The following is a 15,293-nucleotide window of genomic DNA, read 5'->3' on the forward strand; positions in this document are numbered from 1 at the left end:
CCTGACGATCAGGAACTAGTCTGCTGTGCTCATGTCGTCGGCGCTCCAGCGCACCGAGGTCACCTCCGGCGCCTTGATCACGTCGGCGAGTGCGGCCTCGATGCGGTGGTCGTCGCGCTCGTCGGCGATCACCGTCGCGGCGATCCGGACACCCTGATCGTCGGGCAGGTCGATCGCGGTGATGGATCGCACTGTCAGGCTCGGGTGCGAGATCGCATCGAAGACCAGGCTGCGGATGTGCACTTCGGCGCTGCGGGCACAGCCGACCTCGAATCGGTATTCGGCAGAGGACTTTTCAGCCCCGGGTGCGCGATGGCGGTCCAAGACGCGACCCATCGGGCGCAGAACGATGTTGGCGGCCATCACCGCACCGGCGCCAACTACCGCGGGCAGGAACATTCCGCCACCGGCGAGGGCGCCGACGGCGGCGGACGCCCACAGCGTGGCGGCCGTGTTGAGCCCGGAGATGGTGGGGCCCTGCTTCATGATGACGCCGGCACCGAGGAAGCCGACGCCGGAGGCCACCTGGGCGGCGACCCGAGTGGGGTCGGCGTCGTGGTTGCCGACAAATGAGTAGCCGCCCATCAGGACGAACAGGGTGGCGCCCAGGCTCACCAGGGCGGCGGTGCGCAGCCCGGCGTTGCGGGAGCGCCACTGGCGCTCTAGACCGATCGCGGCGCCCAGGCCGAGGCCGACGGCAATGCGCAGAATCACGTCCGTGGCGTGGATCATGGTGCGCTCCTTTGGGTGTCAGGTAGAGCCGCGCAGCGAAGGCTGACACGACAGCAACGTCAGAGTGGGAAAAGCACTGTCACTGGGACTCATTGATCTGTCCGTCACCTCCTTCGCCGTCGGGGCACCCGTCTGCTGGCGCAGCACCACAGCGCAACGGGAGGGGAGAAGGCCACCATCGGGCGGCGGAGCACCCCTCTCGTCAGGGCTTCGGCACTACGCGACGTACCCCGCGCTCGCGGGGAGCCACTTTGGGTCATCCCTTAATCCGGGAAGACCTGTCCTGATCTTGGGCGTCTCTCGACGTCGTCAGATCAGTGGCCTGTGTTCACGTAGGAGCCTCACCTAGCAAGGTGCTGACCGCGGACCATCATGGCCGTGCCGCTGCCGCAAGTCAAACCGTGTGCCACTGTGGCGCATCTCCCAAACTGGTTTCTGTCAGCCATTTCTCAGCTGCTGCCCAGCGAACGGGAGTAATTCGGAGGGAGTCGATGAAAGGACACCGCCGATGAACACCGAGACCGTGGACCGCCAGTTCACCGCTCTGCAATCACAAGCCGACCAGACCGCGTCGCTGATCCACGCACTGGTCGACAAGCTGTCGGCGGCCGCTGCCGCGGGTGAGCCGAACGCGCGGGAGTGGGGGCTGGATCTCAAGGAGATCGCGCTGGCGATCAGAGACGAGCAGGCCACCACAACCGAACTGCTGCAAGCCATTCACGGCCTGGTCGACGACCACGTCACATCCGCGCCACCACCGGCTCCGGCCGAACCCGCGTACTCTGCGCCCGCCGGCTATGCCGCCCCGCCGCAATATCAACAGCCGCAATACCAACCGCAGTACCAGCCGCAGTACGCCCAGTATCAGCAGCCCGCGACCGGCGGCGCGCTGCAGCGGTTCCTCAGTGGTCGGTTCGGCCAGGCGATGGTGACCGGCGCCGGTATCGGCATCGGCGACGACATCGTCAACTCGATCTTCGATCGCTTCTGACGAGCACTCGCCACGACCTCTGAGTCACGGTTGGAGTGTCGCCGTCCCGCTGCGTGAGCTGCGGAGGGTAGTGGAACTACCCCTTTTCAAGAGGTTGCCGAACGGCTACACTGCAAGAAGTTGTCGAACGACGACAATTGGCAATGTTGCCGAACGGCGACAGGGGTGTGGGCATGAAGGTCAGGACCATGAGCGATATCGGCGCGCTCGTTCGGTCGTCCCGAACAGCTCGTGGCATGACACAAGCCGAACTCGCCAAGAAGCTGAGAGTGGGCCGCGACTGGGTCGTCAGGCTAGAGAAGGGGCACCCTCGCCTCGAAGCGCAACGAGTCCTTGATGCATTGAGCGTCCTAGGTGTGAGCCTGGAGGCAACCGCTCCCCAGGGCCGGCCAACAGGCCACTCCGAAGGGTCTGATTCCACCCGGCCAATCGATCCGTTCACCGCCCTCTTCGGGAGGGCAGACGGCTAATGGCAGGGCGGGAGTTGAGGATCTACCTCGACGGTACCCCGGTCGGGACGGTGGCCCAGTCCAATGGGGGAGCTCTGAGCTTCATCTACGACGACGCCTACAGCGCCACAACAGAGCCAACCCCGTTGTCCTTGTCGTTACCTGTCGCGATAAAACGGCATCGCGACAGACCAATTCGGGCCTATCTCGAAGGCTTGCTCCCGGACAGTGAAGGCGCTCGACAGCGGTGGGGACGTCAGTATCACGTCTCGCCGAACAATCCCTTCGGCCTGCTTGCGCATGTCGGCCGGGACGCTGCTGGTGCGGTCCAGCTTCTTCCGCCGGATGCCAACGCGGCCGACGCACGATCGCGTACCGGGGACATCGAGTGGCTCAACGAAACCGATATAGAAGACCTCGTCGACGATGTGGCAGCCCACCAAACGGATTGGGATCCAGGACGGTTCGAGGGGCGCTGGAGTCTCGCGGGGGCACAACCCAAAATTGCGTTGTTCCGTGATCCGTCATCCGGGCGGTTCGGCATTCCCCGTGACTCCACACCGACGACCGTCATCCTCAAGCCCGCCCTCATCGGCTACGCACAGCACCACATCAACGAGGCCTTGTGCCTGCGGGCGGCGAACGAGGTCGGACTGCTCGCCGCTGAGTCAGAGGTGATGCTGATCGGGGAGACCCAGGTTTTGGTGTCGACTCGCTACGACCGCATCCAGCGCGAGGCGGAATGGCGCCGTGTGCATCAGGAGGATATCTGCCAGGCGCTATCGGTGCATCCCAGGCTGAAGTACCAATCCGACGGCGGGCCCGGGGTGGGGGACATCGCAGACTTGCTGAGCCGACTGCCGATCGAGGACCGAAACATCAACGCAGAGCGCTTTTTCAAGGCTCTGGCCTACAACGTTCTCATCGGCGGAACCGATGCCCACGCGAAGAACTACTCACTCGTTCTCATCGGGTCGCGTGCCCAAGTCTCGCCCCTCTACGACATCGCCTCAGCCGCACCCTATGAGCAGCAAGAGCGTCTTCAATCGTCGATGAAAATCGGCGACCACTGGAAGATGCTGGACGTCACAGCCTCGGATTGGCGCACGGTGGGACGCCGGCTCGGGATGCCCGGCGACCAAGCAGTCGGCTGGGTGGACGAACTTCGTCGTGAACTTCCCGCTGCATTGGACCGCGCCGTCCGATCACTACCGCCCGTTGTCCAACCTGAGGCATCCCGAATGGCAGAGCGAATAACCGAGCATGTCGTCGGAACATGGCGACCTACGCTCGCCCGCGGCGTTCCTCGGCGGTGACGTTGACCAGCCGCGGATGTGATCAGGCGAAGCCTCCGTTAGCCATCCAGCTGCGGTGCCTCATGGCCGCTTTGCGGGCGTGCTTGGCCAGCGCCCGATCGGGGAGGTGACTGCCGAGAACATCGAGGATTCCGGACACTTCGGGCGCTGGGTGGCGCCAGAAGAATTCCAGCATGTGCTCGGGATCGTCGCTGCGGAGGAACTGTTCACACAAGACCGTCGGCTCGTCGGTCAGCTGGCCGAGGATATCCACCAGGATGGCGGGGGTGATGAAGCTGCCAACGGTGTTGCCGTCAGCCAGCCCGTGTTGCAGCAACCAGATGGCAGCATGCCCGGCCGCGTCGGTGTCGAGCAGTTGCCGTATGTGGGGTTCGGCCAGCTCCGCGTCGAACATCCCCAACAGGCGTAGCCCGACCAAGCGCTGACGGCCGGTCTCGGCCTCGGCGACGTAGGCGGATATCAGGCCTGCCCGCTCGGCCACCGATAGTGCGGGCTGCCAGGATGCCAGCATCGTCGAGTGTTGTTCCTGCGGTTGAGCATCCATCATGTCGATCAGATCGGTGAGGTCTGCCTCGGACAAGTCAGGTGCGGTGCGCAGGACCATCCCGGCCGCGGGCAGATAATCCGGTAGGACGTGGCGGCCGAATGCGGTCATGGTGATTGACCCACCTCGCCAGACTTCCAGGCCCCATTCGTCGTGAGTCGACACTCGATCCGACCATTCGATGGCGCCCGTCATCGCCAGCACCTTCAGGATTCGGCTCACGTCAGAGGCGGGCATGTCACCCGACACATAGACATTGAGCAATTGGTCGTCGGCGCTGCCGAACTCTTCGAGCACCACGTGCTGATTCAGATCGACTATGGCATCGAAGGGTGCCCGCGCTCCCGGCGCGATGAGCCCGGCTAACCAGTGCACCACGCCGCCATCCAGCAGGCCATTGACCTCGCCGAAGAACGAGATCTGCCTACTCATCATCGAGAGCACTCCGTACTCGAGGACCGTGCGGAATAGCTTGGTAGCCTTCGTAATCGGACTATGTCGGGCCCATGCTTTCACCGGAACAAGACGATTCCTGACAAGGCGGACCGCGCCGGCTTCTTTCGCCACGGCGATCAGATACATCAACTGGCGCAGCGATGCCGTCGACCGTGTTCGGAATACCTTGTCACGGTGGACGGGGTCCATTTCATCGCCGGTGTCGAGAAGGTCGACAAGGGCTCGGCCGTCCGTCAGTTTCAGGTTGCTCTTGGCGGTGAGGGGTATTCCGTCAGCACCCAGGTACCCGCGGAGCGCTTCCACTTTCGCCGGTAGTGCCGCTTCGGCGACCGCCGCAGCCACCTCGGATTCAGACGGCGGGACATGCAGGAAGGGAAGTTCGAACGGCTCCGGCGGAGCGGCGAAGAAACGATCGGTGGCGGCTTTGCGCTCTTCCAAGGGCAGGGCGTTGTGCTCCTCGACGCGGCGTTGCACGGCAGCAAGCAGCTCCTGCTCGGACATCGACTCGGCACCCTCGATACTGGCGAACAGCGACTTTGACATGCCGAAGTTGCCGGGATCAGCCATCTTCGCGGACATGCTGTCGGCGAGGCCCACCGCCAGCCTCGCCACACTGCGCGCCCGATTGGTGCCGCCCCGCAAGCGGCCGGTCCAGCCCAGGAACAAGACGAAGTCGGCCACCGACTCGCACATCTCCCACGACCGGTCCGCCGGTAAGTTCAGATGCCGCGGGCACCACTCGAGCAGGAAAGCCTGCACGACTTCCTGGTCGATGCTCTCCAGTGGCGCACCCGCCAGGAACGTGAGGAACGCCTCAACCTGACCGACGTCGGCACCGGCCCCCGACTCGGCGAGCCAGTCGCTGAACTCCTCCATCAATTCGGTCCTCACCCCCTCAGTGTGGCGTGCGGATCCGACAAGGAGCGCGGACCTAACGGATTTCCGGCGCCGGGCCCGCCCCGGCTTCGAGCGCGCCACCACGCGAGGTGTCCTTCAGATCGACACCCGAGCGGCCCAGTGCCCGCGCTCCGGCCACCAGGCTCGCCGCAATCCGGGCGGCATCCCGGTATCCCAGCCCGTCGGGCGGATGGATGTTGGAGATGCAGTTGCGGTCGGCGTCGCTGCAGCCCGGACGCGGCCGGTGCGTGAGGTAGATGCCCAGACTGTCGGCGACGCTCAAACCGGGTCGCTCTCCGATGATCACCAGCAGCGTCGTGTACTGCCCCCGCATCGCGATGTGGTCGCCCAGCGCCACCCGCGCCTGCGTCGCGATCACCGGCGCCGCCAGCGTGTACGCAGAACCCAACTCGGCGATCAACGCCTCCAGCAGCAACGCCCCGTGATGCATCAGCGCTGTCGGTGACAGCCCGTCGGCCAGCACCACACCGATGTCGGCCGGCGCGCCCGGAACCGCCGACAGATCGGCGGGCAACCGGCCGAGATCGGGCCGGCGCAGGTACTCGCCCCGCGTCGAGGCCTGGCTGGTGACCACGGCCGGCGCGCCGATCCCGAGTGCGCCGACGTCAGCGGCCAGCCGCGGAACATCCAGGGGCACGTGCACCGCATCGCGGGCCGCCGCATGCGCGGCGGACAACTCGAGCACATCGCGTGTCGGCAGCGCATTTCCCGCCCGCCCCAAGCCGATTCGCGCCTGCGTCACTTCCCGCAGCCCGGCCCAGAATTCCCGGCGGGCCAGCTCGTCGGCACTCATGCGATCCGCGCCGAGGTCAGCTCCCGCAGCGGGGAGTGCGTCACGTCGAACGGGATGAGCCGGCCGGTCTCGTCGATCATGCCGATGCTGCGCAGCCACGCCTCGAACTCCGGGGCCGTCCGTAGCCCCAGCGTCTGGCGGGTCAGCAGCACATCGTGGAAGGCCAGACTCTGGTAGCCGAGCATGATGTCGTCGGCACCGGGAACGGTGATCACGAAGGCCACTCCGGCCGCCGCCAACAACGTCAGCAGGTTGTCCATGTCGTTCTGGTCGGCCTCGGCGTGATTGGTGTAGCAGACGTCCACGCCCATCGGCAGTCCCAGCAGCTTGCCGCAGAAGTGGTCTTCCAGACCGGCCCGGATGATCTGCCGGCCGTCGTAGAGGTATTCCGGCCCGATGAATCCGACGACGGTGTTGACCAGCAGTGGCTGCAGATCCCGCGCCACCGCGTACGCGCGAACCTCCAGCGTCTGCTGATCAACCGGCTTACCGCCGGTGCCCAGATGCGCACCCGAGCTCAGCGCCGACCCCTGTCCGGTCTCCAGGTACATCACGTTGTCGCCGACGGTGCCGCGGTGCAGCGAGCGCGCTGCCTCATTGCCCTCCCGCAGCACCGCGATATCGACACCGAAGGCGCGATTGGCACCCTCGGTTCCCGCGATCGACTGGAACACCAGATCGACCGGTGCGCCGTCCTCGATCAATCCGATGGTGGTGGTGATGTGCGATAGGACGCAGGACTGGGTCGGGATGTCGAACCGGGTCCGGATCGAGTCGAGCAGCTGCAACAGATCAGCGGTGGCGTGCGGGGAGTCGGTGGCCGGGTTGATCCCGATGACGGCGTCCCCGCAGCCCAGCAGCAGCCCGTCGAGCACGGCGGCGGCCACCCCGCGCGGATCGTCGGTCGGGTGATTCGGCTGTAGTCGGGTGGCCAGCGTGCCCCGTTGACCGATCGTCGTGCGGAATGCCGCACTGACCTCGATGGCCGAGGCCACGGCGATCAGGTCCTGGTTGCGCATGATCTTGCTGACCGCTGCGGCCATCTCCGGGGTGACGCCGGGGCTGATGGCCGCCATCCGTGATGCGGCGTCGGGCCGGGAAGCGTTGTCCAGCAGCCAGTCTCGGAATCCACCGACCGTCAGGTGCGAGATGGGGGCGAACGCCTGCCGGTCATGGGTGTCGATGATCAGCCGGGTGACCTCGTCGGACTCGTACGGCACGACGGTCTCGTTGAGGAAGGTTTGCAGCGGCAGGTCGGCCAACACCCAGGCGGCGGCGGCGCGCTGCGCATCGGACTCGGCCGCGCACCCGGCCAGCTGGTCGCCCGATCGCAGCGGCGTGGCTTTGGCCATGACGTCGACCAGGCCGTCGAACGTGTAGGTGACCCCGGATAGCTGTTGGCGGTAGATGGCGTACTCCTCAGCTCGCAGGGGGAGAGCCACCGTGGGTCTCTTTAAAGGTTGGTTCTTCGACCTTTAGAGTGTCGCCGATGTCGGGCCGGTTGTCCACCGCAGAGCACCGACCATCCACTCGGGGGTCAACTGTCCTGTGAGATCCCCAAACCCCAGCGCAACCCGAGCCCGCTGATCTAGCCTTCCTCGGAGTCGGTGGAACGAGGCAGGCGGGAATGGCGAGCGCTGTGGGTGGACACGGATCGGGAGCGTCTGCGCTCGAGCGTCATGCCGGTCGGGCCTGATCAGAGCGACGCGGAGGCCCGACGCCTGCGTGTCGTCGACTACATCGTCGCCCACCTCGCGCGCCGCGGCATTCACCACGTGTTCGGCGTCGACGGCGCCAATATCGAGGATCTCTACGACGCCGCCCATGCTGACCCGCAGCTGACCGCCATCGTCGCCAAGCACGAGTTCTCCGCCGCCGCCATGGCCGACGCCTACAGCCGCACCGGACCCAGCGTCGGTGTCGTGGCCGCCACCTCCGGTGGCGGCGCTCTGAACACCGTGCCGGGCCTGGGGGAGTCGCTGGCCAGCCGCGTCCCGGTGCTCGCCCTCATCGGGCAGGCCCCCGCGGCCGACGACGGCCAGGGCCCCTTCCAGGACACCAGCGGCGCCAACGGCACCCTGGACGCCACCGCCCTGTTCGCCGCGGTATCGGTCTCCTGCCGGCGGATCACCACCCCCGACGACATCGTCACCGCGCTTCCCGCAGCACTGGAGGCCGCAACCCGACTGCGCGGCCCCGCAGTCCTGTTGCTGCCCAAGGACATCCAGCAGGCCCGCATCGACGCACCGGCCGAGGAACACGACCCCGCCTCGCGACCACACCCCGTCGACCTCTGCGCCGTCATCGAACTGCTGCGCGGCATCGACGGGCCGGTCATCATCGTCGCCGGCGACCAGGTCGCCCGCGACGACGCCCGCGTCGAACTCGCGGAACTCCAGGCGGCACTGAACGCCGACATCGTCACCGAACCCGACGCCAAGGACACCGCCACGACGGCTCTCGGGGTGGCCGGGGTGATGGGCCACCCATCGGTCTCCGCGGCGCTCGCCGACAGCGCCGCCTGCCTGCTGATCGGCAGCCGGCTTCCGTTGATGGCGCGCCGCGGACTGGACGCCACCCTGGCCGGCACGCCGATCGCCTCGCTCGGCGCCGCCCCGCCCTACCTGCCCGCCACCCACGTCCACACCGACGACCTCAAGACCGCGCTGCCCCAGCTGGCCGCGGCCCTCACCGGCAGGCCGCGGCCACCGCGCACTGCCACCGAACTGCAGACCCCCCACCACCGCGGCCCCGGTGTGCGCTACCGGGATGCCATGTCCGCACTCGACGCCGCCCTGCCGCCGGGCACCGACATCGCCGTCGACGCCGGCAATATCGGGGCCGCCGCCATCCACTGGCTGCCCGCCCGGCCGGACGGCCGATTCCTGGTGGCCCTCGGCATGGGCGGTATGGGCTACAGCTTCGGCGCCGGTATCGGGATGGCGTGCGCCCGGCGGCGCCGCACCGTCGTCATCGCCGGCGACGGCTCGTTCTACATGCACGGCATGGAGATCCACACCGCCATCGAGCACCGGCTGCCGGTGACGTTCATCCTCTTCGACAACCAGGCCCACGCCATGTGCGTCACCCGCGAGCAGATGTTCTACGGTGGGCAGTACAGCTTCAACCGGTTCGGCCCCAGCCGGCTGGGTGCCGGGCTGGCCGCCATGTTCCCCACCTTGCCGGCCACCGACGTCACCGATGTCGGCGAACTCGGCGCCGCCGTCACCGCCGCACTGCTGACCGACGGCCCCTCCGTGATCGCCGTGCAGTGCTCGGCCGACGAAATACCGCCCTTCACAGCCTTTCTGGCAGCCAACCCGAAGGACAATCCATGACCCTACCCGCCCTCGAGGACATCGACGAACCTCTCCCCGGACTGATGCGGATCGAGACCTCGCCCCGGGAGAAGGCCACCCCGATCCTGATGGAGATGATCCACGCCGTCTACCCGCACGACGAGGTGTTCGGCGAGTACTGCACGGTCAACGACTACGTCGACTGCCCACCCGACGAACTGTTCGACTACCTGTCGGACACCAGGTCCTTGGAGGAGTGGACCTACAGCCTGCGCGGCTTCACCGAAACCGGCGAACCCGGCCTGTGGGTGGCCTACGACCGGCTGGGCAACGAGACCGAGATCTACACCCGCACCGTGGCCAACCACGAGGCCCGCACCGTCGACTACCACTGCGCCTGGGACCAGGGCAAGCACCTGTGGATGGTCTACCTGATGCGGGTCATCGACGCCCAAGTGGTGTTCAACAAACCGGGTTCGGTGGTGTTGTGGACCAACTGCCACCATCCGTTCTACGACAAGAACCCCTATCCCGACACCGCGCCGCCGCAGCGCCCGGTGTGGGTCGGTGACTTCTGGGAGATGTTCGGCGCCGGGCATCTGCTGGAGCTGAAGAACCTCAAGGCCATAGCCGAATACCGGCACCGCAACGGCCTGCCCGTCACCCCCGACTGGATGCGCGGCCGATGACCGTCAGCCTGATCGACATCGCCACCTATCTGCCCGAAAAGCGGCTGCCCGCAGCGTGGTTCACCCAGTTCAGTGGCGACGACGATCTCCGCGACAACCCGATGTTCCGCCCGCCCGACTTCCGCCACCACGCCGCCGCCGACGAATCCAACGTCGACATGATCGAGCGTGCCGTCGCGGTGCTCGTGCAGCGCCACGGGCCGCAGGTGCTCGACGAGGTCGACGTGCTGCTCACCCATTCCCAACTGCCCGACCTGCCGATCCTCGGTGCCGGCGGCGAAGTCGCCCACCGGCTGGGGATCAACCCGGAGTGGATCATCGACGTGCACAACGGTGGCTGCGCGGCATTTGTGTTGATGCTCAAGCTCGCTCGCCAACTCCTCGACGGCGGCGCCGGCCGCACGGCGCTGATCGCCGTCGCGCAGAACGCCGGCGGCACCATCTTCGAACAAGAGCAGGTGCGCGCCAAGGCCCAGGCCTCGGTGCCCGGTGACGGCGCGGCCGTCGGGCTGGTCACCCGCTCGGACACCGCACCGGTGCTCGACATCGAATGTCGTTACTACGGCGAGAACGCCACCGACATGACGCTGGCCACCGACCCGCCGCGGCGGTGGTGGGCTGCCGGGCCCGGGGAGGGCTATGTCGGGTTCAACGAGGGCAAGATCATCAAGGTGCTGGCCCGCGGCAACCGGCAGGTGCCCCAGGTGGTGCGTGCGGTGTGCGATCGCATCGGCGTCAAGCCCGCCGACCTGGACATGCTGGTCACCAATCAGCCCAACCGGCTGCTGCTGCGCAACTGGAACGAGGCCCTGGGCATCGACCCCGACCACCACCGCGACACCTTCCACGACTGCGGCAACCTGTTCGCCGTCGGCATCCCGGTGAACTTCGACGCCGCCGTCCGCGACGGCCAGGTCACGCCCGGCGACATCGTCATGATGGCCGGATTCGCCCACGCCGGAGACTTCGCCGGCGCTGCCGCCGTGCGCTGGGGCGGACGCCCGACATGACCCTGCCGAACGGAGAGCCCGCCACCCTGGCCGCCGTCACCCGGGAGATCGTCGACTTGGTGCGTGCCGAGGCCGGCGACGTCGACCTCGGTCCGGAGTCCGGATTGCGTGACGCCGGAATGGATTCCGCGCACATCCTGTCGCTGGTGTTCCGCATCGAGGCGCGCTACGACATCGACCTCGACGCCCAGGACGGTGACGAGCTGGCCACCATCGGCGACCTCGCCGCGCTGGTGTTGCGCCGTATCGAGGACCGCACGTGAGCGCCGCGGCGGTGCCGGCATTCGGCACCCTCACCGAGATGCTCGACGCCGCCGCGGACAGCGACAAGAACCTGATCTTCGTCGGCCGCGACGAATCCGATCACCCCGTCGCACTGCGCCAGATCCGCAGCCGCGCTTACCAGATCGCCGGCGGTCTGCGGGACCGCGGAGTGGCGCCGGGCGACCGGGTGGCCCTGGTGCTGCCCACCGGTCCAGACTTCGTCGCGTCGTTCTTCGCGGTGATGGTGGCCGGTGGAATCCCGGTGCCGCTGTACCCGCCGGTGCGGCTGGCCAAGCTCGACGAATATCGGCAGCGCACCGCGGCGATGCTGCTGGCGGTGCAGGCCGTCCTGGTGATCACCGACGCCCGGATTCGCCCCGCCCTCGATGCTGCGGTCACCGATGCCGCGCCCCGGCTGGGCTGCGTGCTGGCCGACGACATCCACGGTGACGCCGCGCCCGCCAGCACCGCAGCCGCGGGTGACATCGCCCTGATCCAATTCTCCTCCGGCACCACCCACGACCCCAAACCGGTGGCCCTCACCCACGCGAACCTGCTGCACAACCTCGCCGCGATCGCCGACTACTTTGCCGGAGCTGGGATCAATGAGGTCATCGGCGTCACCTGGCTGCCGCTCTACCACGACATGGGGTTGATCGGAAACCTGTTGTCCGCGTTCTACCTTCGCTGCACCCTGGTGCTACTGCCGCCGGAGCTGTTCCTGGCGATCCCGTCGGCATGGCTGCGGGCCATCTCCCGGCACCGCGGCAACGTCACCGCCGCCCCTAACTTCGCCTTCGGGCTGTGCCGCAAGCGCATCCGCGACGACGAACTTGACGGTGTCGACCTGACTTCCTGGGCGCTGTGCCTCAACGGTGCCGAGCTGGTCAACGCCGAGGTGGCCCAACAGTTCTCGCAACGGTTCGCCGCCTGGGGATTTCAGAGCACGGCCATGACCCCGGTCTACGGCTTGGCCGAGGCCTCGCTGGCCGTTACGTTCCGGCCGCCGCACGCACCCGTGCGCACCTGCGGCGGGGTGCTCAGTGTGGGCCGCCCCCTGGCCGGGGTGCAGGTCGAGATCCGCGACGCCGACTCCCGGCCGCTGCCGCCGGGGCAGGTGGGCCGCATCGTGGTGCGCGCCCCCAGCGTGATGCCGGGCTATTTCGGCCGTCCCGAGCTCACCGCCCAGGCGCTGTCCGACGGCTGGCTCGATTGCGGTGACCTCGGATTCCTCGACGGCGGAGAGCTGTTCGTCACCGGCCGCAGCAAGGACACCATCGTCATCCGCGGCGCCAACCACGCCCCGCAAGACTTCGAAACCGCGCTCGACGGGCTGGCCGGGGTGCGCACCGGCTGCGCGGTGGCCGTCGGCTACCAGGACGCCGGCGCCGAGGCGCTGGCCATCCTCGCCGAAGTCACCCCCGAGGCCACCGACGATCTGGCCGCCGACATCGCCGCGCGCGTCCTGGCCCGCACGGGTATCGCCGTCAGCCATGTCGAACTCGTCGAACCCGGCGCGCTGCCCCGCACGTCCAGCGGCAAGATGCGCCGACTGGCCGCCCGCGACCAGTGGCTGACCGGCACCCTCCCGTCGGCTCAGTTGCCCGGGAGGACACCCTGCTAGCCGCGCTCGCCCGCCTGTCCCTGCGCGCCCCATGGCGGCTGGTCGTGGCGGCGCTGCTCGTCATGGTCGGCGCCGCCGCGTTCGGAATCCCCGTCGCGACCCGGCTGTCCGCCGGTGGCCTCACCGACCCGGGTGCGCAATCGTCGCAGGCAAGCCGGATGCTGGCCGGCACCTTCGGGCAGGGCGACATGCCGCTGCTCATCACCGTGGCGGCGCCCGCCGGCGTGAATAGCCCGGCCGCCGCGGCGGTGGGCACCAGTATCGTTGCGGCGCTGCATAATTCACCAGTGGTGGCCACGGTGACCTCGCCGTGGACCGCGCCGCGGGCCGCGGCGGCTCCGCTGATCAGCACCGACGGCAGCATCGGGGTGATCGTCGCCGGCATCACCGGGGGTGAGAACGGGGCACCGAAGAACGCCGACGCCCTGATCAACCAGGTGGTCCACGACCGCGACGGGGTGAGCGTGCGGGCCGGCGGCGAGTCGGTACTCAAACTGCAGATCACCCAGCAGAGCCAGAAAGACCTCACCCTCATGGAGGGCGTGGCGCTACCGCTGAGCTTCCTGATCCTGGTCTGGGTGTTCGGCGGTCTGGTCGCTGCGGCGCTGCCGGTCGCCGTGGGCGCCGTCGCCATCTTCGGCGCCATGGCCGTGTTGCGACTGATCAGCATGGCCACCGACGTCTCGATCTTCTCGCTCAACCTCGCCGTCGCGATGGGCCTGGCCCTGGCCATCGACTACACACTGCTGCTGCTGAGCCGCTACCGCGATGAGTGCGCGGCCGGTGCCGGGCCTGCGGAAGCCCTGACGCGCACCATGATCGCCGCGGGCCGCACCGTGCTGTTCTCCGCGATGACGGTGGCGCTGTCCATGGCGGCCATGGTGCTGTTCCCGATCTACGCGCTGAAGTCCTTCGCCTACGCCGGGGTGGCCGTGGTGGTGTTCGCAGCACTGGCCGCCGTCGTCGTCACCCCGGCGGCCATCGTCGTGCTGGGCGACCGGCTGAACTCATTGTCGTTGCGGCGCAACCCCGCGGCCCCGCGCCCGGTCGAGCAGTCCCGCTGGTATCGGGTGGCGATGTTCGCCATGCGCAACGCGGTTCCCGTCGGGCTGGCGGTGGTCGCACTCCTGGTCGCGCTCGGTGCACCGTTCACCGGCGTGAAATGGGGGGTGCCCGATGACCGGGTGCTGCCCACCTCCAGTTCCGCGCACGTGGTGGGTGACCAGTTGCGCACCCGCTTCGCGGCCGACCTGGCAACCAACCTGACGGTGGTAATGCCCGGCGGCGCGAACGCCGACCAGATCGACCGGTATGCAGCGGATCTCTCCACCGTGCCCGAGGTATCGGCGGTCTCCGGTCCGGGCGGTACCTTCGTGGCCGGGCGAGCGGCAGGACCGCCGTCGGCACCCGCTGCGATCGCGAACGGCAGCGCGTTCCTGACCGTCAGCAGCCGCGCCCCGCTGTACTCGCAGGCCTCCGACACCCAACTCGACCGGCTGCACGCCGTCCCCACACCCGACGGTCGCGCCGTGCTGTTCGGCGGCACCGCTCAGGTCAACCGGGACACCGCGGCCGCCATCGCGGCCCGGCTCGGCTGGGTGCTGGGCATCATCGCCGGTATCACCGTCGTGCTGCTGTTCCTGATGACCGGTAGCGTGGTGGTGCCGCTGAAAGCGTTGCTGCTCAACGTGTTGTCGCTGACGGCGGCCTTCGGCGCACTGGTCTGGATCTTCCAGGACGGCAATCTCGCAGCACTGGGCACCACGGCCACCGGAACGCTGGCCATCAGCATTCCGGTGCTGCTGTTCTGCATCGCCTTCGGGCTGTCAATGGACTATGAGGTGTTCCTGGTGTCCCGCATCCGCGAATACTGGCTGGCCAGCGGACGCGACCACGCCGACAACGACACCAGCCTGGCGTTGGGTCTGGCCGGCACGGCCCGGGTGATCACCGCGGCCGCGCTCATCATGGCGATCACTTTCGCCGCGCTGTCCGGTGCCCAGGTGTCCTTCCTGCGCATGCTGGGCGTCGGCTTGACGCTGGCCATCCTCGCCGATGCCACCCTGGTGCGGACCCTGCTGGTCCCGGCGTTCATGCACCTGATGGGCCGGCTGAACTGGTGGGCCCCTACACCCTTGGTGCGCCTGCACAATCGGATCGGCGTCCGGGAAGCCGTCCCGAGCGCCGCCGGCGGACAGTGAGGACAGC

13 protein-coding genes and 1 riboswitch are annotated in these 15,293 nt (G+C 67.9%); of the genes, 9 read left to right on the forward strand and 4 right to left on the reverse strand.

Annotated elements, in window-relative coordinates:
- Positions 1 to 15: 15 nt before the first annotated feature.
- Positions 16 to 732: an MgtC/SapB family protein gene (locus G6N35_RS26750; RefSeq protein WP_163807352.1), complete on the reverse strand. Its 717-nt coding sequence runs from the start codon at positions 730 to 732 to the stop codon at positions 16 to 18.
- Positions 733 to 919: 187 nt separating this feature from the next.
- A riboswitch (M-box (ykoK) riboswitch) is annotated at positions 920 to 1,092 on the reverse strand.
- Positions 1,093 to 1,240: 148 nt separating this feature from the next.
- Here G6N35_RS26750 and G6N35_RS26755 point away from each other — a divergent pair.
- The 3 genes from G6N35_RS26755 to G6N35_RS26765 all read left to right on the forward strand — a co-directional run bounded on the left by G6N35_RS26755 (position 1,241) and on the right by G6N35_RS26765 (position 3,488).
- Positions 1,241 to 1,723, forward strand: coding sequence for a hypothetical protein (locus G6N35_RS26755; protein ID WP_163807353.1), 483 nt, complete (start codon positions 1,241 to 1,243; stop codon positions 1,721 to 1,723).
- Positions 1,724 to 1,911: 188 nt separating this feature from the next.
- Positions 1,912 to 2,193, forward strand: coding sequence for a helix-turn-helix domain-containing protein (locus tag G6N35_RS27800; protein ID WP_163807354.1), 282 nt, complete (start codon positions 1,912 to 1,914; stop codon positions 2,191 to 2,193).
- Positions 2,193 to 3,488 (forward strand): type II toxin-antitoxin system HipA family toxin, encoded by a 1,296-nt coding sequence (locus G6N35_RS26765; protein ID WP_281357060.1) that lies wholly within the window; start codon positions 2,193 to 2,195, stop codon positions 3,486 to 3,488. Before G6N35_RS27800 ends, G6N35_RS26765 begins: the two co-directional genes overlap by 1 nt.
- A 22-nt stretch (positions 3,489 to 3,510) precedes the next feature.
- Here G6N35_RS26765 and G6N35_RS26770 read toward each other — a convergent pair whose 3' ends face one another.
- The 3 genes from G6N35_RS26770 to G6N35_RS26780 form a co-directional block, all read right to left on the reverse strand.
- Positions 3,511 to 5,085 carry a hypothetical protein gene (locus G6N35_RS26770; RefSeq protein WP_163807356.1) on the reverse strand — a complete coding sequence of 525 codons (1,575 nt, stop codon included), beginning with the start codon at positions 5,083 to 5,085 and terminating at the stop codon, positions 3,511 to 3,513.
- A 334-nt stretch (positions 5,086 to 5,419) separates the two neighbouring features.
- Entirely contained in the window at positions 5,420 to 6,199 is a 780-nt protein-coding gene (eutC, locus tag G6N35_RS26775) for an ethanolamine ammonia-lyase subunit EutC (RefSeq protein ID WP_163807357.1), read from the reverse strand.
- Complete coding sequence (locus G6N35_RS26780; RefSeq protein WP_163807966.1) at positions 6,196 to 7,608, reverse strand: ethanolamine ammonia-lyase subunit EutB; 1,413 nt, start codon at positions 7,606 to 7,608, stop codon at positions 6,196 to 6,198. The genes eutC and G6N35_RS26780 overlap by 4 nt, the downstream gene beginning before the upstream one ends.
- Before the next feature lie 270 nt (positions 7,609 to 7,878).
- Between G6N35_RS26780 and G6N35_RS26785 the strand changes: the two genes are divergently transcribed.
- The 6 genes from G6N35_RS26785 to G6N35_RS26810 are packed head-to-tail and all read left to right on the forward strand — an operon-like array spanning position 7,879 to position 15,286.
- The gene (locus G6N35_RS26785) at positions 7,879 to 9,537 is read left to right on the forward strand and encodes a thiamine pyrophosphate-binding protein (RefSeq protein ID WP_163807967.1); all 1,659 of its coding nucleotides are present in this window, start codon (positions 7,879 to 7,881) and stop codon (positions 9,535 to 9,537) included.
- Positions 9,534 to 10,187, forward strand: coding sequence for a DUF8713 domain-containing protein (locus G6N35_RS26790; protein WP_163807358.1), 654 nt, complete (start codon positions 9,534 to 9,536; stop codon positions 10,185 to 10,187). The genes G6N35_RS26785 and G6N35_RS26790 overlap by 4 nt, the downstream gene beginning before the upstream one ends.
- Positions 10,184 to 11,197 carry a 3-oxoacyl-ACP synthase III family protein gene (locus G6N35_RS26795; protein WP_163807359.1) on the forward strand — a complete coding sequence of 338 codons (1,014 nt, stop codon included), beginning with the start codon at positions 10,184 to 10,186 and terminating at the stop codon, positions 11,195 to 11,197. Before G6N35_RS26790 ends, G6N35_RS26795 begins: the two co-directional genes overlap by 4 nt.
- A complete protein-coding gene (locus G6N35_RS26800; RefSeq protein WP_163807360.1) occupies positions 11,194 to 11,460 on the forward strand; it encodes an acyl carrier protein in 267 nt (88 codons plus the stop codon). Before G6N35_RS26795 ends, G6N35_RS26800 begins: the two co-directional genes overlap by 4 nt.
- Positions 11,457 to 13,085 (forward strand): AMP-binding protein, encoded by a 1,629-nt coding sequence (locus G6N35_RS26805; RefSeq protein WP_246224519.1) that lies wholly within the window; start codon positions 11,457 to 11,459, stop codon positions 13,083 to 13,085. The genes G6N35_RS26800 and G6N35_RS26805 overlap by 4 nt, the downstream gene beginning before the upstream one ends.
- Positions 13,079 to 15,286, forward strand: coding sequence for an MMPL family transporter (locus tag G6N35_RS26810; protein ID WP_163807968.1), 2,208 nt, complete (start codon positions 13,079 to 13,081; stop codon positions 15,284 to 15,286). The genes G6N35_RS26805 and G6N35_RS26810 overlap by 7 nt, the downstream gene beginning before the upstream one ends.
- Positions 15,287 to 15,293 lie beyond the last annotated feature (7 nt).

The organism is Mycolicibacterium anyangense (assembly GCF_010731855.1).
Classification (GTDB): domain Bacteria; phylum Actinomycetota; class Actinomycetes; order Mycobacteriales; family Mycobacteriaceae; genus Mycobacterium; species Mycobacterium anyangense.